At 67.6% G+C, this 23,153-nt stretch carries 19 protein-coding genes; all 19 read left to right on the top strand.

Annotation, left to right across the window (positions count from 1 at the left end; translation table 11 throughout):
• Positions 1-41: 41 nt before the first annotated feature.
• Positions 42-2,102, top strand: coding sequence for a flagellar biosynthesis protein FlhA (flhA, locus tag AC0Z6F_RS21170; RefSeq protein WP_485618371.1), 2,061 nt, complete (start codon positions 42-44; stop codon positions 2,100-2,102).
• 145 nt (positions 2,103-2,247) lie between these two features.
• Positions 2,248-3,876: a flagellar biosynthesis GTPase FlhF gene (flhF, locus tag AC0Z6F_RS21165; protein WP_485618351.1), complete on the top strand. Its 1,629-nt coding sequence runs from the start codon at positions 2,248-2,250 to the stop codon at positions 3,874-3,876.
• Positions 3,863-4,750, top strand: a complete 888-nt coding sequence (locus tag AC0Z6F_RS21160; RefSeq protein ID WP_065723213.1) for a MinD/ParA family ATP-binding protein — start codon at positions 3,863-3,865, stop codon at positions 4,748-4,750. The genes flhF and AC0Z6F_RS21160 overlap by 14 nt, the downstream gene beginning before the upstream one ends.
• Positions 4,747-5,490: an RNA polymerase sigma factor FliA gene (locus AC0Z6F_RS21155; RefSeq protein WP_006365468.1), complete on the top strand. Its 744-nt coding sequence runs from the start codon at positions 4,747-4,749 to the stop codon at positions 5,488-5,490. Before AC0Z6F_RS21160 ends, AC0Z6F_RS21155 begins: the two co-directional genes overlap by 4 nt.
• A gap of 57 nt (positions 5,491-5,547) precedes the next feature.
• Positions 5,548-5,940 (top strand): chemotaxis response regulator CheY, encoded by a 393-nt coding sequence (gene cheY, locus AC0Z6F_RS21150; RefSeq protein ID WP_006365466.1) that lies wholly within the window; start codon positions 5,548-5,550, stop codon positions 5,938-5,940.
• Positions 5,940-6,545 (top strand): protein phosphatase CheZ, encoded by a 606-nt coding sequence (locus AC0Z6F_RS21145; protein WP_046984318.1) that lies wholly within the window; start codon positions 5,940-5,942, stop codon positions 6,543-6,545. The genes cheY and AC0Z6F_RS21145 overlap by 1 nt, the downstream gene beginning before the upstream one ends.
• Before the next feature lie 2 nt (positions 6,546-6,547).
• Positions 6,548-8,380: a chemotaxis protein CheA gene (locus AC0Z6F_RS21140; RefSeq protein WP_485618346.1), complete on the top strand. Its 1,833-nt coding sequence runs from the start codon at positions 6,548-6,550 to the stop codon at positions 8,378-8,380.
• Between the two features lie 147 nt (positions 8,381-8,527).
• Positions 8,528-9,268 (top strand): flagellar motor protein, encoded by a 741-nt coding sequence (locus tag AC0Z6F_RS21135; RefSeq protein ID WP_046984316.1) that lies wholly within the window; start codon positions 8,528-8,530, stop codon positions 9,266-9,268.
• Position 9,269: 1 nt separating this feature from the next.
• Positions 9,270-10,286 carry a flagellar motor protein MotD gene (motD, locus tag AC0Z6F_RS21130; protein ID WP_006365315.1) on the top strand — a complete coding sequence of 339 codons (1,017 nt, stop codon included), beginning with the start codon at positions 9,270-9,272 and terminating at the stop codon, positions 10,284-10,286.
• 4 nt (positions 10,287-10,290) lie between these two features.
• Positions 10,291-11,073: a ParA family protein gene (locus AC0Z6F_RS21125; RefSeq protein ID WP_006365313.1), complete on the top strand. Its 783-nt coding sequence runs from the start codon at positions 10,291-10,293 to the stop codon at positions 11,071-11,073.
• Positions 11,070-12,359 (top strand): chemotaxis protein CheW, encoded by a 1,290-nt coding sequence (locus AC0Z6F_RS21120; RefSeq protein WP_153675535.1) that lies wholly within the window; start codon positions 11,070-11,072, stop codon positions 12,357-12,359. The genes AC0Z6F_RS21125 and AC0Z6F_RS21120 overlap by 4 nt, the downstream gene beginning before the upstream one ends.
• Before the next feature lie 285 nt (positions 12,360-12,644).
• Positions 12,645-12,953: an STAS domain-containing protein gene (locus tag AC0Z6F_RS21115; RefSeq protein ID WP_006365253.1), complete on the top strand. Its 309-nt coding sequence runs from the start codon at positions 12,645-12,647 to the stop codon at positions 12,951-12,953.
• Positions 12,950-13,315 carry a response regulator gene (locus AC0Z6F_RS21110; RefSeq protein ID WP_005409521.1) on the top strand — a complete coding sequence of 122 codons (366 nt, stop codon included), beginning with the start codon at positions 12,950-12,952 and terminating at the stop codon, positions 13,313-13,315. Before AC0Z6F_RS21115 ends, AC0Z6F_RS21110 begins: the two co-directional genes overlap by 4 nt.
• A gap of 45 nt (positions 13,316-13,360) precedes the next feature.
• Positions 13,361-15,355 (top strand): chemotaxis protein CheA, encoded by a 1,995-nt coding sequence (locus tag AC0Z6F_RS21105; RefSeq protein ID WP_485618341.1) that lies wholly within the window; start codon positions 13,361-13,363, stop codon positions 15,353-15,355.
• A 392-nt stretch (positions 15,356-15,747) separates the two neighbouring features.
• Positions 15,748-17,985: a methyl-accepting chemotaxis protein gene (locus AC0Z6F_RS21100; RefSeq protein WP_012510955.1), complete on the top strand. Its 2,238-nt coding sequence runs from the start codon at positions 15,748-15,750 to the stop codon at positions 17,983-17,985.
• Positions 17,986-18,137: 152 nt separating this feature from the next.
• Positions 18,138-18,911, top strand: a complete 774-nt coding sequence (locus tag AC0Z6F_RS21095; RefSeq protein ID WP_012510954.1) for a flagellar brake protein — start codon at positions 18,138-18,140, stop codon at positions 18,909-18,911.
• A gap of 186 nt (positions 18,912-19,097) precedes the next feature.
• Positions 19,098-19,589 (top strand): chemotaxis protein CheW, encoded by a 492-nt coding sequence (locus tag AC0Z6F_RS21090; protein ID WP_006365152.1) that lies wholly within the window; start codon positions 19,098-19,100, stop codon positions 19,587-19,589.
• 136 nt (positions 19,590-19,725) lie between these two features.
• Positions 19,726-20,109 (top strand): hypothetical protein, encoded by a 384-nt coding sequence (locus AC0Z6F_RS21085; RefSeq protein WP_005409515.1) that lies wholly within the window; start codon positions 19,726-19,728, stop codon positions 20,107-20,109.
• A 102-nt stretch (positions 20,110-20,211) separates the two neighbouring features.
• Entirely contained in the window at positions 20,212-22,593 is a 2,382-nt protein-coding gene (locus AC0Z6F_RS21080) for a methyl-accepting chemotaxis protein (protein WP_485618624.1), read from the top strand.
• Positions 22,594-23,153: the final 560 nt, after the last annotated feature.

Here is a 23,153-nt window from a genome sequence, read left to right as displayed (position 1 = left end):
CCCAGCCCTCCCCCGGCTTCAACACCCGCCGCGCCCTGGAAATGATCCGCCAGGGCCTTGGCGCGCCGCTGATCGTGCTGGCACTGCTGGCCATGGTCGTGGTGCCGCTGGCCGCGCCGGTGCTCGATGCGCTGTTCACCTTCAACATCGCCATCTCGCTGATGGTGCTGCTGGCGGTGGTCTACGTGAAGCGCCCGCTGGACTTCACCATCTTCCCGATCGTGCTGCTGGTCACCACCATGCTGCGGCTGGCGCTGAACGTGGCCTCCACCCGCGTGATCCTGCTCAACGGCCAGAACGGCCATGACGCGGCCGGCAAGGTCATCGCCGCCTTCGGCGAGTTCGTGATCGGTGGCAACTACGCGGTCGGCATCGTGGTGTTCGCGATCCTGACCATCATCAACTTCGTGGTCATCACCAAGGGTGCCGGCCGCGTCTCGGAAGTGACCGCGCGCTTCATTCTGGACGCCATGCCCGGCAAGCAGATGGCGATCGACGCCGACCTCAACGCCGGTTTGCTGACGCGTGAAGAAGCCAAGCTGCGCCGCGAGGAAGTACGCGAGGAAGCCGACTTCTACGGCGCGATGGACGGTGCCAGCAAGTTCATCCGTGGTGATGCCATCGCCGGCATCCTGATCCTGTTCATCAACATGCTGGGCGGCCTGGCCGTGGGTGTGCTGCAGCATGGCATGCCGTTCGGGGATGCCGCTGCGACCTACACGCTGCTGTCCATCGGTGACGGCCTGGTGGCGCAGCTGCCGGCGCTGCTGGTCTCCAGTGCGGTGGCGATGCTGGTCACCCGCGCCTCGCGCTCGCAGGACATGGCCCAGGCGATGAGCGGCCAGGTGTTCGGCCAGTACCGCGCGCTGGCGATCACCGCCGGCATCCTCGGCGTGGTCGGCCTGGTGCCGGGCATGCCCAACGTCGCTTTCCTGACGCTGGCCGCGATTCTGGGCTTCATCGCCTGGAAGCTGTACCGGAAGAGCAAGCTACCGGCTGCCGATGCCACCGCCGGCAGCAGTGACGCCGCCGCACTCACTGCGCTGGGCCGTCCGGCCGCACCCGCGGCCACCGCCGAACTGAGCTGGGACGAGCTGCGCCCGGTCGATCCGCTTGGCCTGGAGGTTGGCTATCGCTTGATCCCGCTGGTGGACAGCAACCAGGGCGGCGAACTGATGGCGCGGATCAAGGGCGTGCGCCGCAAGCTGACCCAGGACGTCGGCTTCCTGATCCCGTCGGTGCACATCCGTGACAACCTGGAACTGCCGGCCAATGGCTACCGCGTGCTGGTGCACGGCGTGCCGGTGGCCACCGCCGAGATCCATCCGGACCGTGAGCTGGCGCTGGACCCGGGCAGCGCGCTCGGTGCGCTGGAAGGCATCGCCGGCAAGGACCCCGCCTTCGGCCTGGACGCGACCTGGATCCAGCCGCACCAGCGTGCGCAGGCCGAGACGCTCGGCTACACCGTGGTCGATCCGGCCACCGTGGTCGCCACCCACCTCTCGCACCTCATCCGCGAACACGCGCCGGAACTGCTCGGCCACGAAGAAGTGCAGCACCTGCTGGCCAACCTGGCCAAGAGCGCACCCAAGCTCGTCGAAGATCTGACGCCGAAGGCACTGCCGCTGTCGGCGGTGGTACGCGTGCTGCAGAACCTGCTGATCGAGCGCATTCCGATCCGCCAGTTGCGCAAGATCGCTGAATCACTGGTCGAACACGCGCCCAACAGCCAGGACCCGGCCGTGCTGACTGCCGCCGTGCGCACTGCACTGGGTCGTTTCATCGTGCAGGAGATCGCCGGAATGTCGGCGGAGCTGCCGGTGTTCACGCTCAACCCACAATTGGAACGTGTCTTGCAGGAGTCCACGCAGGGCAACGGCGCCGCGCTGGAACCCGGACTCGCTGAGCGACTGCACCAGAGCCTGGCCGAATGTGTCAGCAAGCAGGAAGCGCGCAACGAGCCCGCGGTCGTGCTGGTACCCGGCCCGGTGCGCGCCGCGCTGGCCCGCCTGGTCCGCCACAGCGTTCCGTCGCTGTCGGTCCTGGCCTACAGCGAGGTGCCGGAGGACAAGCGCCTGAAGCTGGTCGGAACGATCAGCTGACGCCGCCCTCCGATGCGCCAGAAAACAGACACCACTTTCGAACCAACGCAACAGACAGATACCAAGGGGAACCCGCACCGTGCAGACCACCGACCACCCGAGTTCTCCGACCGCCACCCCGCCGTCTTCGTCCCGTGACCACAGCATGAAAATCAAACGATTCGTCGCCGCCGACATGCGCTCGGCCATGAACCTGGTGCGCAAGGAACATGGTCCTGACGCCGTGATCCTGTCCAACCGCCGGATCGAGGAAGGCATCGAGATCGTCGCCGCCGCCAACTACGACGAGAGCGCCGTGCAGCGTGCACTGGAAGCCTCGCGTCGTGACATCGCCCCGCCGCCGGCACCGAAGCCGCGCAACGCTGCCGATGCGGTGATCGCTGCTGTGACCCGTCGCCGCAGTGCCACCCCGGCACCAGAGCCGGTGGCTGCGACCACCTCGGCCGTTGCCGCGCTGGCCCGCGCTGCCGTCGGTGCCACCGGCCGCACCCTGGACAGCGCCGACGAGATCGTGCCGACCCGCGGCAGCACCGGCTTCGCCGCAACCCTGGCGCGCGCTGCCGTCAACGAACCGGCGCGTGCGGAACAGGCCTTCGGCCCGTTCGCGGATGCCGTCGCCGACGCTGCCGCCACACCCGCCGCGATCGCGAAGGCCAACCGTGCCCGCTTCCAGATCGATCCGCCGCATGCCGAGCACCAGCAAGGCCCGGCCCCGGCCGTGCAGCCGCCGCCGCTGCCGGCCAGCGTTGTGGCCGACGCGCAGTCGCAGACCTTCGCCGACGAACCGTCGCTGGCGGACGCAACCATCGACACCGCCCCGGAACCGACCCTTGCACCGGCCCCGGTGCTGACCGTGGTCGCCCAGGACGATGCCGAGATCCGACAGCTGCGCCAGGAAGTGGCCGGCATGCGCCATGTGATCGAGCGCGAAATGAACCGCTTCACCGACGAGCGCCTGCGCGGCTGCCCGGTGCGCGCCACTGCGCTGGACCTGATGGACGAGTACGGCTTCGACGCCGGCCTAGCCCGCGACGTGGCCATGCAGATCCCGCTGGAGACCGAGGCCCACCGCGGCCGCGGCCTGATGCTGGGGCTGATCTCGCGCAAGCTGCCGATCGCCCCGGTCGATCCGCTGGAGGAAGGCGGCGTAATCGCCCTGGTCGGCCCGACCGGCGCCGGCAAGACCACCACCATCGCAAAGCTGGCCTCGCGTTTCGCCGAGAAGCACGCGCCGCGTGACGTGGCCCTGGTCACCACCGATACCACCCGCATCGGTGCGCGTGAGCAGCTGTACGGCTACGGCCGCCAGCTCGGCATCGCGGTGCACGAGGCCAACAGCGGCACCGACCTGGACCAGCTGCTGGAACGCTTGAAGGACTACAAGCTGGTGCTGATCGACACCGCCGGCCTGGGCCCGCGCGACCGCGCCCTGGCCGCCCAGCTGCAGTGGCTGCGTGCCGCCCGCCAGGTCCGCACCCTGCTGGTGCTGCCGGCCAACACCAGCTTCGGCGACATGGACGAGGTGGTCCGCCGCTTCGGCGCGGCCAACCTGCAGGGCCTGGTGCTGAGCAAGCTGGACGAGACCGGCCGCTTCGGCAACGCCCTGTCGGTGGCCGTGGACCACGCCCTGCCGATCACCTGGGTGACCGACGGCCAGGACGTTCCGGAGGACCTGCACCGGGCCAGTGCAGCCAATCTCGTACTTCGCCTTGAAGATTTGCGCCGCGCGGCCGATATGCCCTGCAACCCGGAGTTGAACCATGCCGTCGCGTGAGTACGCCAAGCTGACCAAGACCTTCCCGCTGTCGGCCACCCGCAGCGAGCCGCTCGGCCCTGTGCGCACCATTGCGGTCACTGGCGGCAAGGGCGGCGTGGGCAAGACGAATGTGTCCGCCAACCTGGCCGTGGCGCTGGCCGGCATGGGCAAGCGCACGCTGCTGCTGGACGCCGATCTCGGCCTGGCCAACATCGACGTGATCCTGGGGCTGAACCCCACCTTTACCCTGGCCGATCTGGTCGCCGGCCGCTGCTCGCTGGATGACGTCATCGTCGAAGGCCCGAACGGCGTGCTGGTGGTCCCGGCCGCGTCCGGCCGCCGCCACATGGCCGAGCTGGCCCCGGCCGAGCACGTCGGCCTGGTCAACGTGTTCTCCGAGCTGGAACGCGAGCTGGACATCATGGTGGTGGACACCGCCGCCGGCATCAACGATGGCGTACTGACCTTCTGCCAGGCCGCACAGGACACCGTGGTGGTGGTCTGTGACGAGCCGGCCTCGATCACCGACGCCTACGCACTGATCAAGGTGCTGTCGCGCGAACGTGGCGTGGACCGCATCCAGGTGGTGGCCAACATGGTGCGCGACCCCAACGAAGGCCGAGTGCTGTACGAGAAGCTGACCCGTGTCTGCGAGAAGTTCCTCGCCGATGTCTCGCTGAACTACCTGGGCTGCGTGCCGCAGGACGATTGGCTGCGCCTGTCGGTGCAGCGCCAGCAGCCGGTGGTGAAGGCCTATCCGTCCAGCCCGGCCGCGCTGGCCATCACCGAGATCGCGCGCCGTACCGCGCGCTGGCAGGCGCCGACCGAACCGCGTGGCGGCGTCGAGTTCTTCCTCGAACGCATCCTCAAGCAGCGTGGGGTGACGGCATGAAAGGCGCAGCCCAGTACAGGGAAGTGCAGCGCTCGGCGGCGAACGAAGTCATCGCCCAGCACTCGGACCTGGTGCGGCGCATCGCCCACCACCTGGCCGCGCGCCTGCCGGCCAGCGTCGAGGTCGATGACCTGATCCAGGCCGGCATGATGGGCCTGATCGAAGCCTCGCGCAGCTACGACGCCGACCAGGGCGCCTCGTTCGAGACCTATGCGTCGATCCGCATCCGCGGCTCGATGATCGACGAGATCCGCCGTGGCGACTGGGTGCCCCGCTCCGTCCACCGCCGCGCTCGTGATGCCGCCGCCACCATCCGCCGCCTGGAGCAGAGCAGCGGCCGCGCCGCCAGCGCCACCGAAGTTGCCGCGGCGATGGAGATGCCGCTGCCCGAGTACCTGCGGCTGATGGAAGACGCCGCACGTGGCCAGGTGCTGAGCCTGGAGTCGCGCATCGAAGACCAGGGCGAGCTGGACACCGTCACCCAGGGCGGGCCGACCCCACAGCAGGTGCTGGAACGCGGCGAGTTCGGCCGCGAGCTGGGCAAGGCCATCGGCCACCTGCCCGAGCGCGAGCAGCTGGTGCTGTCGCTCTACTACGAGCAGGAGCTGAACCTGAAGGAGATCGGCGCGGTGCTTGGCGTGAGTGAATCGCGGGTCTGCCAGATCCACGGCCAGGCGGTGCTGCGCCTGCGTGGCCGACTGAAGATTTTCGAGGCGGCGGACGCCGGCCTCGAAGAATGAACATGCCCGAGGCGGCTGCCCCCGGCCGCCCGGACTGAACAACAAAGGAACTCTGCTTTGAACAAGAACATGCGCATCCTGATCGTCGACGACTTCTCGACCATGCGTCGGATCGTCAAGAACCTGCTGGGCGATCTGGGCTTCACCAATACCGCCGAAGCCGAGGACGGGCATGCCGCGCTGTCGCTGCTGCAGAGCCAGCCGTTCGATTTCGTGGTCACCGACTGGAACATGCCGGTGATGACCGGCATCGAACTGCTCAAGGCGATCCGCGCCGATGCCAAGCTGAAGACACTGCCGGTACTGATGGTCACCGCCGAAGCCAAGCGCGAGCAGATCATCGAAGCCGCCCAGAGCGGGGTGAACGGCTACATCATCAAGCCGTTCACTGCGCAGACCCTGGAAGAGAAGCTCGGCAAGATCTTCGAACGCCTGGCGGCCAGCGCCTGATGGATACCACGGTCGACAGGAACGCCCTCGCCTTGCGCCTGCAGGAAGCCCTGGACGCATTGGAGTCCGGTGACGAAGCCGCCTGGCGGCAGCGCATCGACGGGCTGGTCGCGCTGCGCACGCAGCCGATGATGAGCGGCCTATCGCGGCTGGCCCGCGAGCTGGGACAGGCGCTGGGTGAACTGCCGACCGTGCCCGATGAAGCCGGCGAACTGGACGACGCCTGTGCGCGCCTGGACCACGTGGTGGCGATGACCGAACAGGCCACCCACCGCACCCTGGACCTGGCCGAGGAATGCCGCAGCCTGACCGAGCAGCTGCGCGCCGAAGGCCTGCAGCCGGGCCAGGACGCGCAGCTCGAGCGCATCCGCCACAACCTGACCGAGATCGCCCTGACCCAGAGCTACCAGGACCTGACCGGGCAGATCATCCGTCGCGTGGTCGGCATCGTACGCCGCGTGCACGAAGGCTTCGGCGCACTCGGCCTGCCGCCGGAACAGCATCGCTCCGACCCGGAACTGGCCGGGCCGGCACTGAAGGGACTGGACCGCCACGCGGTCTCGCAGAACGACGCCGACGACCTGTTGTCGGACCTGGGGCTGTAAGCATGAGCGCGGTATCCGACGACATCACTGCCGATTTCATCATCGAGGCGCAGGAAATCCTGGATCGCCTGGGCGAACAGCTGGTGTCGCTGGAGCAGGCACCCCAGGACGGCGAACAGCTCAATGCGGTGTTCCGCGGCTACCACACGCTGAAGGGTGGCGCCGGCTTCCTCGGCGTGACAGCCATGGTTGAACTGTGCCATGCCGCCGAAGAAGCCCTCGGCGCCGCGCGCGCCGGCCAGGCGGTGCTGCAGGCCCACCATTTCGATGCCGCCCAGCAATCGCTGGATTACCTGCAGTCGATGCTGGATGCGGTGTCCTCGGGTACCGAACCGGGCTACGCGCCCCCCGAGCTGATCGCGCAGTTCGATGTACACGGTGGCGCCACCGCCACGCCGGCGGCCGCCGCTGCGCCCACCACCGGTGGCAGTGACCTGATCACCGACGATGAGTTCGAGGCCCTGCTCGACCAGCTGCATGGCGGCAACGCCCCGACCGCAGTCGCGGCCGCGAAGAAGGCCGACGACGGCCTGATCAGCGAGGACGAATTCGAAGCCCTGCTCGACCAGCTTCACGGTGGCGCCGCACCCGGCACCAAACCGGTCGCCGCAGTGCCGGCGGCAGCAGCGACGCCCGCGCCGCGTCCGGCCGCACCCGCTCCGGCGGCCAAGCCGCCCGCCAAGCCACTGGCCGAAGCCGAGCACACCGTGCGCGTGGATACCAAGCGCCTGGATGCGATCGTCAACCTGATCGGCGAACTGGTGCTGTCACGCAATCGCTTGAAGACCCTGCGTGCGCGCCTGCGCGACGAAGAGCTGGACCGCGCCGTGTCCACGCTGGACATCGCTACCGCACGCCTGCAGTCGGCGGTGATGCGCACCCGCATGCAGCCGGTGGGCAAGGTGTTCTCGCGCTTCCCCAAGGTCGCCCGCGACGTTGCCCGCTCGCTGAAGAAGGAAGTGGACCTTGAGCTGATTGGCGCCGAGACCGAGCTCGACCGCAACCTGGTCGAAGCCCTGGCCGACCCGCTGGTACATCTGGTCCGCAACGCCATCGACCATGGCGTGGAAACGCCCGAGCTGCGTGAAGCCCAGGGCAAGCCGCGGATGGGCCACGTGCGGCTGTCGGCACAGCAGGAAGGCGACTACGTCAGCATCGAGGTGCAGGACGATGGCGCCGGCATCGATCCTGAAAAACTACGCGCGAAGGCACGCGAGAAGGGCCTGATCGACCCGGAAGCCGCGGCCCGCCTGAGCAGCGAGGAATGCCTGCATCTGGTGTTCCTGCCCGGCTTCTCGACCAAGCAGCAGGTCACGGATATCTCCGGCCGGGGTGTCGGCATGGACGTGGTGCAGTCACGCATCCGCGAACTGAGCGGCCAGATCCAGATCCAGTCGGAACTCGGCCGCGGCAGCCGCTTCCTGATCCGCGTACCGCTGACCCTGGCGATCCTGCCGACCCTGCTGGTGCAGGCCGGCGAAGACGTCTACGCCTTGCCGCTGGCACGTGTGATGGAAGTGCTGCACGCCCCGCGCACCTCGCTGGGCTGGTTCGACGGACGTGCCGTGCTCGACCGTCGCTCGCACACCCTGGCGCTGGTCGATCTTCGCCAATGGCTGGATGTGACCCCGGCCGCCTCGCCGCTGCTGACCATCGTTGTGCTGCAGGCCGGTGAAGCCCGGTTCGGCCTGGTCGTGGACCAGGTGCGAGGGCGCGAGGAAGTGGTCATCAAGCCATTGCCCAAGGCACTGCGTGGCCTGGCCGGTTATGCCGGTGCAACCTTGATCGGCGATGGTCGCATGGCCCTGATCCTGGACGTGGACGGACTGCGCTGAACCCCGCCGGGCATGGCCCGGCGCTACCGGAAGCGGCCGCCCAGGGTAGCGCCGGGCCATGCCCGGTGACCCGAAGAACTGTGACTACCGTCTGTACACGACTTCCCGGTGTCTCAAGTCCCATTCACACAAGCCGATACCGGACCCATGGATAGACTCAGCCTCATTGGACTCTTTCTCGCCCTGGCCTCGCTGGTCGGCGGCAGCATCCTCAAGGGCGCCGGCCTGGCGTCGCTGTGGTCGCCTGCCGCGTTCGTGATCGTCATCGTCGGTACCGTCGCCGCGATCCTGCTGCACACCTCGCCGGCGGTGTTCAAGCACGCCTTCAAGATCGTGCGCTGGGTCGTGCGTCCGCCGCACAGCGACCGCCGCGAACTGATCCAGCAGATCGTCGAATGGAGCAACATCGCACGCCGCCAGGGCCTGCTGGGCCTGGAAGCACAGGTGGAAGCACAGCAGGACCCATTCCTGCGCAAGGGCCTGCAGCTGCTGGTGGACGGCGTCGAGCCCGAATCAATCCGGCACATGCTGGAAATCGAACTGGGCAGCCAGGAGCATCAGGACCAGGCCGGCGCCAAGGTCTTCGAGGCGATGGGCATCTACGCGCCCACGCTGGGCATCATCGGTGCCGTGCTCGGCCTGATCGCGGTGATGAAGAACCTCGCCGACCCAAGCAAGCTCGGCCATGGCATCGCCGCCGCGTTCACCGCCACCATCTACGGCATCGCCTCGGCCAACCTGCTGTTCCTGCCGATCGCCGCCAAGCTCAAGAGTGTGATCTCGCACAATACCCGCGACCGCGAAATGGTCATCGAAGGCCTGATCTCCATCGCCCAGGGCGAGAATCCGCGCAACATCGAAACCAACCTCTCCGGCTTCCTGCACTGACATGGCCCGCCGCAAGCACCACGAAGAGCACGCCAACCATGAAGCATGGGCGATCCCCTATGCCGACCTGATGACGCTGCTGCTCGCCTTCTTCGTGGTCATGTACGCGATCTCCTCGGTCAACGAGGGCAAGTACCGGATCATGGCCGACGCGCTCACCGATGCCTTCGGTGGCGCACCGCGCACCATCAATCCGGTGCAGGTCGGCAACAAGCAGGTGCAGGGCGGCGGCTGGGATAGCCCGTCGGTGATCAAGTCCGGCACCAAGGTCGGCCCGTCCGCACCGGCGCCCTCGCACGACCCGACCCTGCTGCCGTCGATGGCCTCGCAGATGCGCATGCCGGTGTCGGTGCACAACCAGGAACAGATCGCGCGCGCCGAGCGCCAGCTCAGCAGCATCGCCGACCGCCTGACCGCCGCGCTGGCACCGCTGATCGACCGCGGCATGATCAGCGTGCGCCGCACCGAGCTGTGGATCGAAGTGGAGATCAACAGCGACATCCTGTTCCCGACCGGCTCGGCCGCGCTGGACGTGCACGCGCGGCAGACCCTGGCCAGCCTGGCCGAGGTGCTGCGCGACGTGCCCAACAGCGTGCGCGTGGAAGGCCACACCGACAACGTGCCAATCGCCACCGCCACCTTCCCGTCGAACTGGGAACTGTCGGCCGGACGCGCAGCCAGCGTGGTGCATCTGTTCGCCGACCAGGGCGTGCAGCCCTCGCGGCTGGCGATGGTCGGCTACGGCCAATTCCGCCCGCGCGAAGAGAACGACAGCGCGCAGGGCCGCAACCGCAACCGGCGGGTGATGGTCATCATCCTGGCCGATACCACCCACGCGGTCGATCCGCTGGGCCAGCGCCTGAACGCCGCAACCGGTGCTGCCAACAGCACCGGCACCGAACAAGCCGCCGCAACTCCGGCTACCGCCCCCACCTCCCCCATCGCACCGGTGAAGTTGCCGCCGGTGCCGGCTGGCAGCCGTGTCGGCGCCGCCGTTCCCCCGGCAATGAAGGAGTAAACCGATGCGCATCTGGGCAGTCGCCAACCAGAAGGGCGGAGTCGGCAAGACCACCACCACCCTCGCCCTCGGCCGTGGCCTGGCTGCAATGGGCCACCGCGTGCTGCTGATCGACCTCGATCCGCATGCCTCGCTCAGCCGCGCCTTCGGCGTACCGGTGGATCCACCGCCGGCCGGCGTGCTGGAACTGTTCGGTGCGCCGCCGGCCGACCTGTCCAGCTTGTGCCACGCCAGCAGCATCCATGGCCTGGACTACGTCTGTGCGCAGTCGGCGCTGGCCACGCTGGAGCGCCGCAGCGCCAACCAGCCCGGCCTCGGCCTGGCCCTGCAGAACGCGCTTGCCCGCCATCAGGGACAGCACGACTACATCCTGCTGGACTGCGCACCGACCCTCGGGCTGCTGATGATCAACGCACTGGCCGCGGCCGACCGCCTGATCATTCCGACCCAGGCCGAACCGCTGGCGCTGCATGGACTGGACGGCATGGTCCGCACCGGCGAGATGGTCGAACGTTCGCGCCGCCGCCCGTTGCCGATCTCGATCCTGCCGACCCTGTTCGATCGCCGCACCCGCGCCGGCAACGAGTCGCTGCGCACCATGCAGGACCGTCATGGCGCGCGTGTATGGGAAGACGCGATTCCGATCGATACGCGCATCAGCAATGCCGCCGGCCTGACCCTGCCGAGCGTCGGCGAGGACTACCCGGGCCGCGGCCTGGCTGCGTACCGTCGCGCCCTGAACTGGATCCTCGGCGAGGATGCTCGCGCCCTGGAGCAGGCCGCATGAACAGCACCGGCGTACTGGACGACTATCTGGACGAGCTGCTGGGCGAGGCGATCGCGGTGGCATCACCCGCCGTGCCGCCGCTGGCCAGCACCGGATCACGCCCGGCGAGCACAGCGGCACCGGAACGCGAGCCGACCTGGGATGACCTGCCGGCCGAAGTGATCTACGAAACCGAAACCGTCGCCGCTGCGCCTGCCATGGACGACGCCGCGCTGGAAGCCGCCTTCGAGGCCGCATCTGCACCGGGCAGCGCCGGGCCACGCCCGGCGAGCGCAGCGGAACCGGAACGCGAGCCAACCTGGGACGACCTGCCGGCCGAAGTGATCTACGAGACCGAAACCGTCGCCGCTACCCCCGCCGTGGACGATGCAGCGCTGGAAGCCACTTTCGAGGCCGCCTCTGCACCGGGTAGCGCCGGGCCACGCCCGGCGAGCACAACGGCACCGCAACGCGAACCGACCTGGGATGACCTGCCGGACGAGGTGATCCACGAGACCGCTCCTGCGCCGACCCCAGCCACTGCAACGTCCGCCCCGGAGCCAACCTGGGACGATCTGCCGGATGAGGTGATCTACGAGACCGATCCGGCCGACAGCCATCGTCTCGCCCACACCGACAGCCCCGGCCTGCAGGCCGCATTCGAGGCGGCCGCCGGTGGCGAAGACGTCCCCACGCCGCCACCCGCCGCGGTTGCAGCACTGGCGCCCGCACCACGCCCCACCGCTGCACCGGCTGCGGCAGCACCGCCGCCGCGCGTGGCCGTGGACGCACCCAGCGGCAACCGACCTGGCACCTGGCAGGAGCTGCAGGCGCAGGCACACCGCCCGGCCAGCAGCCCACATCCGCAGAACCGCCGCGCCGGCGAGCGCACCTCGCGCTGGCTGCGCCTGCGTTGTGGTGCCCAGGCCTATGCACTGGAACTGCTGAAGGTGCAGGAGGTGGTCCTGCCGGTACCGTTGCTGCCGTTGCGCGGCACCGCTCCGGCCATGCTCGGCATCATGAACCTGCGTGGCCAGGTGGTGCCGGTGATGGACCTGGGCCTGCACCTGGGCGCCACCGCTGCCGAGGACGACGCCCAGACCCGCATCGTGGTGCTGGAGGAAAACGGCGAGACCCTCGGCCTGCGCGTGTCGGCCGTGGAAGACGTCGCCAACCTCACCGATTCGCAGATCGAGCCGCCTGATACGGCGCGCATCTGCCAGATTTCCAATGATCTGTTCCGCGGCGTGGCCCGGGTCAGCCAGCGGCCGATGATCCTGCTCGATGCCACGCAGCTGCTGAGCTGAGCGGAAAAAGGGGACGGAGAGGATTAAGTCGCAATCGACCAGGCTCTCCCGCAGCCACCCTCGGCAACGGCGACCACGCAGTGGGGACGTAAGGTGTTGACCCAACGGATCAACTCCTTGCGTCCCCGACAGGCACCGCATCGGCGCAAAGCGCCGAGCCAGTTGCGACTTAATCCCCTCCGTCCCCTTTTCAACAGCGACCGCATCGACGCCCCGCGCCGATTCCCCTAAAGAACCCCGCTGGGGTGCCGTTATGGATCACGGAACCGTTTGTCCGGAGCAAGCATGAGCATTGTCGAACTGGGTGAGGATCTCGGCATCGAGAGCAGCACCGAGCTCAAGAACCGCCTTTCGCCACTGGTGGCAGAGGCAGGCGAGCTGACCCTGGATGCGAGCCAGGTCACCCGCATCCACACGGCCGCCGTGCAGGTGCTGTGTGCGTTCGTGCAGGCCCGCCGCGAGGCAGGCCTTGGCACCGGCTTCCACGGTTGTACCGCAACCTTCCGTGACGCCGCACGCCTGCTGGGCGTCACCCAGGCCCTGGGCCTGGACGTAACCCATGACAACCTGAAATCTGTGGAGAACGCTGCATGAGCGCACGTATCTTGGTGGTGGACGATTCGGCGTCGATGCGCCAGATGGTTTCCTTCGCCCTCACCTCGGCCGGTTTTGCCGTCGAAGAAGCCGAAGACGGCGCGGTCGCGCTCGGTCGCGCAAAGGGCCAGCGCTTCAATGCGGTGGTCACCGACGTCAACATGCCGAACATGGACGGCATCGCGCTGATCCGCGAACTGCGCCAGCTGCCGGACTACAAGTTCACCCCGCTGCTGATGCTGACCACCGAATCGGCCGCCGACAAGAAGTCCGAAGGCAAGGCCGCCGGTGCCACCGGCTGGCTGGTCAAGCCGTTCAACCCCGAACAGCTCGTCGCCACCGTGCAGAAAGTGCTGGGCTGATCGCCCCGCACTGCTCCCCCTCTTCGCTTCCGGATCGCCACTGCCATGAGCATGGACCTGCAACGCTTCCACGCCACCTTCTTCGAGGAGAGCCGCGAAGGCCTCGACGCGATGGAGGCTGGCCTGCTGGCCCTGGAATCGGGGCAGCAGGACGCGGAGATCATCAATTCGGTGTTCCGCGCCGCCCACTCGATCAAGGGCGGCGCCGGCACCTTCGGCTTCGATGCGATTGCCGGCCTGACCCACGTGCTGGAAACGCTGCTCGATGAGCTGCGTGCAGGCAAGCGGGCACTGGAAGGCCACGCTGTCGACGCCATGCTGTCTTCGGTGGATGTGCTGCGCGCCCTGCTGCGCGAAGCCGAGCACGGCCAGGCCGCCGATCCGGCCGCCGTCGTAGCGGTGAAGGCGCGCCTGGAAGCCGTACTGTCCGGCCAGGCGGCATCAAGCGCACCGGCCGCCCCGGTTACCAAGGTGGACGACACGCCGGAAGCCTGGCAGATCGGCTTCACCCCGGCGCCGTCGCTGTTCATGAGCGGCAACGATCCACTGCGCATCATCCGCGAACTGGAACATCTCGGTTCGCTGCAGGTCGCCGCGCGCATGGAACGCCTGCCCGGCTTCGCCCAGCTCGACCCGCTCGAGGCCCACCTGGCGTGGGACCTGGGCCTGGTCGGCAAGGTGCCGCGCAGCAAGATCGAAGACACCTTCGCCTGGGTGCTGGACGACTGCGAACTGGACATCCGTCCGGCTGCGCCGCCGAGCCTGGCCACGCAGGCCCCGGCTGCGTCCGCTGCTGCCCTTTCCACACCTGTTGCTGCACCGGCTGCGGCCGCCGCTCCTGCCGCCAGCGGTGGTGGCAGCCAGGAGGCGGAGACCTCGATCCGCGTCAGCGTCGACAAGGTCGATGCACTGATCAACCTGGTCGGCGAACTGGTCATCACCCAGGCCATGCTCAAGCAGGTCTCGCACGCGCTGGACCCGGTCCACGCCGAGAGCCTGTTTGCCGGCCTGGACCAGCTTGAACGCAATACACGCGACCTGCAGGAAGCGGTGATCGGCGTGCGCATGCTGCCGGTCGATGCAGTGTTCCGCCGCTTCCCGCGCCTGGTCCGCGACCTCTCCGGCCGTCTCGGCAAGCAGGTCCGTCTGCGCACCGTCGGCGAAGGCACCGAGCTGGACAAGGGCCTGATCGAGAAAATCGCCGATCCGCTGGTCCACCTGGTGCGCAACTCGATCGACCACGGCCTGGAAATGCCGGACGTGCGACGTGATGCGGGCAAGGATGAAACCGGCACGATCACCCTGGCGGCATCGCACCAGGGCGGCCACATCGTCATCGAAGTCAGCGACGACGGCCGCGGCCTGGACCGTGCCAAGATCCTCGCCAAGGCCAGCGAGCGCGGCCTGGCCGTACCGGACAACCCGACCGATTCGCAGGTCTGGGACCTGATCTTCCAGCCCGGCTTCTCCACTGCAGACGCGGTCACCGACCTGTCCGGCCGCGGCGTCGGCATGGACGTGGTCCGCCGCAACATCCAGGCACTGGGTGGCGAAGTGCAGATCGAAAGCGGCCTTGGCACCGGCACGCGCACGCTGATCCGCCTGCCGCTGACCCTGGCCATCCTCGATGGCATGACCGTGGCGGTGGCCGGCGAAACCCTGATCCTGCCGCTGGCCTACGTGCTGGAGGCACTGCAGCCGCAGCCCGAGGACATCCGCAGCATGGCCGGCGAAGGCCGCGTGCTGCGCGTGCGTGGCGAATACCTGCCGATCCTGTCTCTGAGCGAGTACTACGGCTACGGTAACCGCGCCCCCGGCAGCGAATCGCTGGTGGTGGTGGTCGAAGGCGATGGCCAGAAGATCGCACTGGAAGTCGACGAGCTGGTCGGCCAGCAGCAGGTGGTGGTGAAGAACATCGAGAACAACTACCGCCGCATCGGCGGGGTGTCCGGTGCCACCATCCTCGGCGATGGCCGCGTGGCGCTGATCGTCGACATCGGTGGCCTGGTGCGCTCGCTGCGGATGCCGCAGGCCGCCTGATCCACACTGAGTTCGTGCACTGAACCGCCGCCCTTCGGGGCGGCGGTTTTTGTTTGCGTGCGCTCCGGCCATGTGTGGCTGGGGTCGGATCCCTTTTCTTTGAAAAGGGATCCGACCCCAATCTGCTCCCGAATCCATTCCGTGAACTCCGTCGCCGCACTGGTTTCGTTCGCAACCACGCCGCCGAAGCGCAAGCCCCGCCACTGCAGCACTTTCGCGCCGTCATCCCTACGCAACCGAATGTGATCTGGGTGCATAAAGTCCGCCCGCAGCACGCCGCTATCTCGCTTTGACGGCCGTCACCGCCCCCCCACCGGGCACCACCGTTCGCTCTGCAACCACCCCCAGCCGACGCAACGACGCCGGCATCCTGCCCACCTGGAGCACCCTGCATGAAGTGGTTCCAAGATCTGCCCATCGCCCGCAAGCTGGCCGTGGGGTTCACCCTCACCACCTTGATGACCCTCGTCCTCGGCGCGTTCGCGCTGCTGCGGCTCAACGAGGCCAACAAGCAACTGGGCGAGATGGCCAGCAACGATATTCCTTCGGTACAGCACCTCGGCGAGGCACGCTCGCAGCTGGGCGAGTTCCGCACCTACGAGCTGGCGCTGCTGAGCATGCTCGAGCAGCCGGACAAAGTGGCCGACTACTACAAGCGCATGGACGACACCGCCAAGGCCGTGCATGACGAACTGGCCGCCTACTCGGCACTGCCTGCACTGGCCAAGGAGCGCGAACTGTATGGCGCGGCCAACGTGCAGCTGGACCGCTACTTTGCCGCCAACAAGGCCATGCGCGAAGCCGTCGCGGCCGGTGACGGCGCACTGGCGCAGCAGATCTCCGACGAACAGTCGCGGCCCGCACGCCGCGACCTGTTCGCCGCGATGAAGACCCTCGGCACCCACATCGGCGGCCTGATGGATGCCAAGATCGCCGATGCCAACGCCACCCACCGCACCAGCATGCTCGCCATCATCGGCTGCATCGTGCTGCTGTCGCTGGTGGCCGCTGCGCTGGCCATGGTCATCTCGCGCGCCGTCACCGGTCCGCTGGGCAAGGCCGTGCACGCGATCCAGGCCGTCGCCCGTGGCGACCTCAGTGTCAGCACCCAGGCCACCAGCAAGGACGAAGCCGGCAAGATGCTGGCCGCCACGGCCGAGATGACCGCGATGCTGCGCCGCTTCTCCGAGCAGACCCAGCTGATGGCGCAGATGCATGCCGGCCCGGATATCAGCCACCGTATCCCGGAGGACTTCCCCGGCGTGTATGGCCAGCTGGCCGGCGGCATCAACACGGTGATCTTCGAACACCTTGATGCGATCCGCGATGCCATCGACGTGCTCAACCAGTACGCCATCGGCAACCTCGCGCCGGACGCACGCCGCCTGCCGGGCAGCCGCGCGATCCTGCACGAGTCGATGGATGCCGCCAAGGCCAGCCTGCTGGCGATCAACACCCAGATCCAGCAGCTGGCCGCCGCAGCGGCGGCCGGCGACTTCAGCCAGCGCGGCGATGCACAGCGTTTCCAGCATGATTTCAAGGTCATGATCGAGCAGCTGAACACCATGATGCAGGTGGCCGACGGCAATCTGGGCCAGTTGTCGCAGCTGCTGCAGTCGATCGCTGCCGGCGACCTGACCGCCCGCATGGATGGACAGTTCAATGGCGTGTTCGCACGCATGCGTGACGACGCCAACACCACTGTCGCGCAGCTGACCCAGATCGTCGGCCAGATCCAGGCCAGTGCCTCCAGCATCACCCTGGCCGCCGGCGAGATCGCGTCGGGCAACAGCGACCTGTCACGCCGCACCGAACAGCAGGCAGCCAACCTGGAAGAAACCGCCGCCTCGATGGAGGAGCTGACCTCGACCGTGCGCCAGAACGCCGAGCATGCCCGCCAGGCCAACCAGCTGGCGATCGGTGCGCACGGCGTGGCCTCGCAGGGCGGCGACGTGGTCGGCCAGGTGGTGACCACCATGTCGGCCATCGAAGCCTCCTCGAAGAAGATCGCCGAGATCATCTCTGTCATCGACGGCATTTCGTTCCAGACCAACATCCTGGCGCTGAACGCCGCGGTGGAAGCCGCACGTGCCGGCGAACAGGGCCGCGGCTTCGCCGTGGTCGCCAGCGAGGTGCGCACCCTCGCCCAGCGCTCGGCCGCCGCCGCCAAGGAGATCAAGGGCCTGATCGATGACTCGGTCGGCAAGGTCGCCGAAGGCTCCAGCCTCGTGCACCAGGCCGGCAGCACCATGGGCGAGATCGTCGCCTCGGTGCAGCGCGTGACCGACATCATGGCCGAGATCTCCGCTGCCTCGCAGGAACAGAGCGCTGGCATCGAGCAGGTCAACCAGACTGTGGTGCAGATGGACGAGACCACCCAGCAGAACGCCGCACTGGTAGAGGAAGCCACCGCCGCCGCACGCGCGATGGAAGACCAGGCCGTGCAGCTGGGCGAAGCAGTGGCTCGCTTCCGCCTGGCCTCACAGGGTACGACGGCCGCGCCGACGCGCCTGGCCGCGGCACCGGTTCCGCGCCAGGTGGCGACCGCTGCGCCGGCTGCCAAGCGCGCATTGCGTGCGTCGGTGGCACAGCCGGCGCTGGCCGCAGAGGGCGACTGGCAGGAGTTCTGAGGTAGCGGGGTCGGATCCCTTCCCGAGGGGAAGGGATCCGACCCCTTATGGAAAGTGATGCAATTCTCACTTCATAATCCAGCACAGTGGCCGATATCCCCATCGAGCCATGCGCCAACGCGTGCTGGCGCCCGCCCCTGACCGTAGATTCCATGTCCGACGGCAACGACACTGCAGTGCACGATGTCCACGCGGCCGACGCCGCTGACGAACGCTTCCTGGTCCGCAACCCGCGCCAGCTGCGGCAGCTGCTGCGTTCGCTGATCGACCAGCGTTCGCTGATCAACGCACATATCGACGGCCGCGACCGTTCGTTCCCGACTGCGCTGCTTGAGCTCGACGAGGACGAAGACTACCTCCTGCTCGATGGCAGCCCCCAGGAAGCGTCCAACCGCGCCGCCGAGCAGGCCGACCACCTGCTGTGCTTCGCCCAGCTTGAACGCGTGCTGGTGCGCTTCCGGCTGCAGGAACTGCAGCGCGTGGACAACGATGGTCACGTCGCCTTCCGCGCCCCGCTGCCAGACGAGCTGGTGCACCTGCAGCGGCGTGAACTGTACCGGCTGGAGACCCCGGTCACCGACTCGCCGCAGCTGCAGCTGCCGGCCGCCGAAGACCGTAGCGAGGCACTGTCGATGCGGGTGGTTGATATCAGTGGCGGCGGCCTGGCCGTGGTGGTGCCCACCGACTGCGCGGTGTTCAGCCTGCAGAAGCGCTACCCGGCCGTGCTGTCGCTGCCCGACGGCCCGGACCTGGAGATCGAGCTGGTTGTCTGCAACCTGCTGCCACAGCGCCAACCCAATGGCATCGAGATCAAGCGCGTGGGCATGCGTTTCGACATCCTGCCGCGTGGCGGCGACAGTGCCATCCAGCGCTACATCTTCCGCATCGACCGCCAGCGCAAGGCGCGTCGCAACGGCGAGCTGTAGGGGGAAGCCAGGTACGGTAGCGCCGGGCCATGCCCGGCGGGTCGCCCACGCACCGCCGGGCATGGCCCGGCGCTACCGAACCATCCACACCATGCGTGGATGCCCCGGCGCCACACCTAAAGTCCCCCGACGAGGGGCCGATATCGAGCCTGACACCGGGACTTCCGGCAGAACCAGGACCCCTCGATGAACGACAAGACCAGCACCACCGCCAGCGCCGGTGGCGAATTCCTCAGCTTCACCCTCGGCGCCGAGCACTACGGCGTGGACATCCTCAAGGTGCAGGAAATCCGCGGCTACGACGCGGTCACCCGCGTGCCGGATGCACCGGACTACATCAAGGGTGTGATCAACCTGCGCGGCACCATCGTGCCCGTCATCGATCTGCGCCTGAAGCTGCGCCTGGACAATGCCCGCTACGACGCCTTCACCGTGATGATCGTGCTGAATGTCGACGACCGCGTGGTCGGCATCGTCGTGGACAGCGTCTCCGACGTGATCCCGCTGTCGGCCGAGCAGATCCGCCCGACTCCGGAATTCGGCGCCGCCGTCGATACCCGCTTCATTTCCGGCATCGGCACCCAGGACGACCGCATGCTGATCCTGCTGGACATCGAGACCCTGCTCGACAGCGCGGACATGGGCCAGGCCAGCCTCGTCGAAGACGCCGCCGCCTGAGCCAGCGGACCTGCTTCACGTTCTGGTCACAAAACCCTTCAGTTCCCCCCGGCAGTGCCGATAGGGGGACAGAAGCCGGCCGCGCAGGAGCGCGCAGGACCGGAACGACCATCACCATCCCCGGAGATACACCTCGATGAAGTCCCTGCTTGCGTTCGTTTCGGCCGCTGTCCTGGCCACCACTGCGTCCTCCGCTTTCGCCCAGGCGGCCGACATGATCCCGCCGGAACTGGCACCGCGCTCGGTCGGCAAGGACGGCATGGTCTGTGGCAAGGTCGAGAAGGCTCGCTACGCGGAAGGTTCCGAAGGCCAGCCGACCTTCCTGTACATGGGCGGCGCCTTCCCGCGCCACACCTTCTCGGCCCGCATCGCCGGCGAGAACCGCGGCAAGTTCTCCTTCCCGCTGGAAACGCTGGAAGGCAAGACCGTGTGCGTCATCGGCAAGATCCAGCGCGACGCCTCGCGCGCCGAAATCGAAGTCAGCTCGCCGGCTGGCCTGAAGCTGGCCAACATCAAGTAATCCGCTGTCCATCCGATCACGCCGGCCCCTGGGACCGGCGTGGTCGCTGCTGCAACCGGGCCCGACGCCCGGACGCGTCTGCCTTAGGAGATCGCAACGCCCATGCCGTGGATCAACAACCTGAAACTGATGCCGAAGCTGATGCTGACCTTCGGCGTTCTCCTGCTGGTGATGCTGCTGCAGGGCATCGTCGCCTACCGTGGCCTGCACTCGCTGAACAACGTCACCACCGAGTTGGCCGGTTCACGCATGGAGAGCATCCGCATGGCCGGCGAGATGCGCGGCATGCTCGGTGAGTACCGCAACGCCGCCTACCAGCAGTTGATCCGCGCAAGCGACGACGTCAAGGCAGACGCCCGCAAGCAGTCCACTGAACTGCGCGAAAGCATGGACAAGTCGATCAAGGGCTATCCGGCGCTGGTCGACAATCCGCAGCAGAAGAAGCTGTTCGATACCTTCGCCAAGGAATGGAAGGAGGCACTGGCCTCCTACGACAGCGTCACCGAGATGCTGGAGCTGGACCTGCCCGACGATGCGATCGACACCTTCGTCGGTGAGACCCGCGCCAAGCACCGCAAGGCCGGGGCCGCACTGGAAGCCCTGATTGCCGAAGACAATCGCCTCGCCCGCGCTTCGCGCGAAGAGGCCGAATCCACCTACGCCGCCTCGGCCGTGCTGACCGTGATCGCCCTGCTGGGCGGTGCCGCGCTCGGCCTGGTGCTGGTCTGGCTGTTCGCACGCGCCCTGGTCGGCAGCGTGCGTGGCGCCGTCTCGGTTGCCAACGATGTGGCCGGTGGCAAGCTTGATGGCCATATCGATGTCAGCCGCAAGGACGAAGTCGGTGAGCTGATGCAGGCCATGCAGCGCATGCAGCGCGACCTGCGCGAGCGCACCGAAACCGACCAGGCCATCGCCCGCGAGAACCTGCGCATCCGCACCGCGCTGGACTACAGCTCGACCGGCGTGTACCTGACCGACACCAGCAACACCATCGTCTACAGCAATCGCGCCCTGCAGCAGACCCTGACCCAGTACCAGGACGAGGTTCGCCGCGACCTGCCGGACTTCGATGCGCAGGCCTCGCTGGTCGGCAAGCCGGTCACCGTGCTCGAGCACCGTGGCGAGATGGACCAGACCCTGCTCGGCAACCTGAAGGCGCACGGCGTGGCCCGTCGTCCGATGCAGTACGGCGATGCCCAGTTCGCCCAGGTGGTGTCGACCATCCGCAACGAAGGCGGCGACACCGTTGGCTACGTGGTGGAATGGCGCGACCGCACCCAGGAAGCGCAGGTCGAGGCCGAAGTGGCGCGCGTGATCGCCCAGGCTGCCGCCGGCGACCTGTCCGGCCGCATCGACGCCAGCGACAAGGAAGGCTTCTTCCTGCAGCTGGCCCAGCAGATCAACGGCCTGCTCGACGCCAACGCCGGCAGCATCGAACAGATCTCCGGCCTGCTCGCTGCGCTGTCGCAGGGTGATCTGACCGTGCGCATGCACGGCGATTACCAGGGCGTGTTCGCCCGCATGCGCGATGATGCCAACGCCACCGCCGCGCAGCTGAGCGAGATCGTCACCCGTATCAAGCAGTCCAGCCGTGCGATCAGCTCGGCCGCCGGCGAGATCGCCTCGGGCAACAGCGACCTGTCGCGCCGCACCGAGCAGCAGGCCGCCAACCTGGAAGAAACCGCCGCCTCGATGGAGGAGCTGACCTCGACCGTTCGCCAGAACGCCGAGCATGCCCGCCAGGCCAACCAGCTGGCCATCGGCGCACATGGCGTGGCCTCGCAGGGCGGCGACGTGGTCGGCCAGGTGGTCACCACGATGTCGGCCATCCAGGCCTCGTCGAAGAAAATCGCCGAGATCATCTCGGTCATCGACGGCATCGCGTTCCAGACCAACATCCTGGCGCTGAATGCCGCTGTGGAAGCCGCACGTGCCGGCGAACAGGGTCGTGGCTTTGCCGTGGTCGCCAGCGAGGTGCGTACCCTCGCCCAGCGCTCGGCCGCCGCCGCCAAGGAAATCAAGGGCCTGATCGACGACTCGGTCGGCAAGGTCAACGACGGCTCGGCGCTGGTGCACAAGGCCGGCGCCACCATGGGCGAGATCGTCGCCTCGGTGCAACGCGTGACCGACATCATGGCCGAGATCTCCGCGGCTTCGCAGGAACAGAGTGCCGGCATCGAACAGGTCAACCAGACCGTGGTGCAGATGGACGAAACCACCCAGCAGAACGCCGCGCTGGTGGAAGAAGCCACCGCCGCCGCACGTGCAATGGAAGAGCAGGCTGGGCACCTCAGCGAGGCCGTGTCGATCTTCGTGGTCGACGAAGCCGAGGTCGTGGCCGCTCCGCGCAAGGCAGTCGCAGCGCCGGCACCGCGTGCCGCCGCACCGGTCGCACCGGCTCCGGTCGCCCCACCGGCCCGACGCACTGCAGGCGGCCGTCCGATGGCCACCGAACTGGCTGACGGAGACTGGCAGGAGTTCTGATTCCTGCCTGACGTGATGTACGGGAACGCCCTGGCCCTGCGCTGGGGCGTTTTCGTTTACGGGGGTATCTGGATATCAGCCAACGGCGGAGCCCCTCGGGGTGGTCGGTCGAAAAGCTGGGCTGCTGAGATTTGGCCGGGAGGGTGGATTGCGCAGGGGACGCCGTGAATACGTCCTTGTAGGCTCGGGCGCGCCATCCATGGCGCTTACGCCCCTGCGCAACCCACCCTCCCGGCCACGGACACTTTCCGTGCGCGTCCACCCCGGATTGAAAAGAAAAGAGCAAAAAGCAAAAGCCAGGTCGCGTCCGGGGTCAGATCCGTTTTCCTGCGGAAAACGGATCTGACCCCTCTTTCCAATTGGAAACCCAACGCTCTTGCCGTCCGACACCGGAATATCGAATGGGCCGGGCCAGGGTGGGTTGGCGGGGGTGTCCGCGGCATGGATGCCGCGGCCAAGCCCCCAGGGTGAAGTGACCCCCGGGAATTGGACACCAGATCCAACCCCGAGGGATACATGAACAGATACGACGCGCGTTTCAAACTGCAGGTCGCCAAAGA

This window comes from Stenotrophomonas sp. 1L-E-5-B-C3, assembly GCF_057292075.1.
The sequence above is the reverse complement of the archived record's forward strand: the minus strand, read 5'-3'. Positions and strand labels throughout refer to the sequence as shown.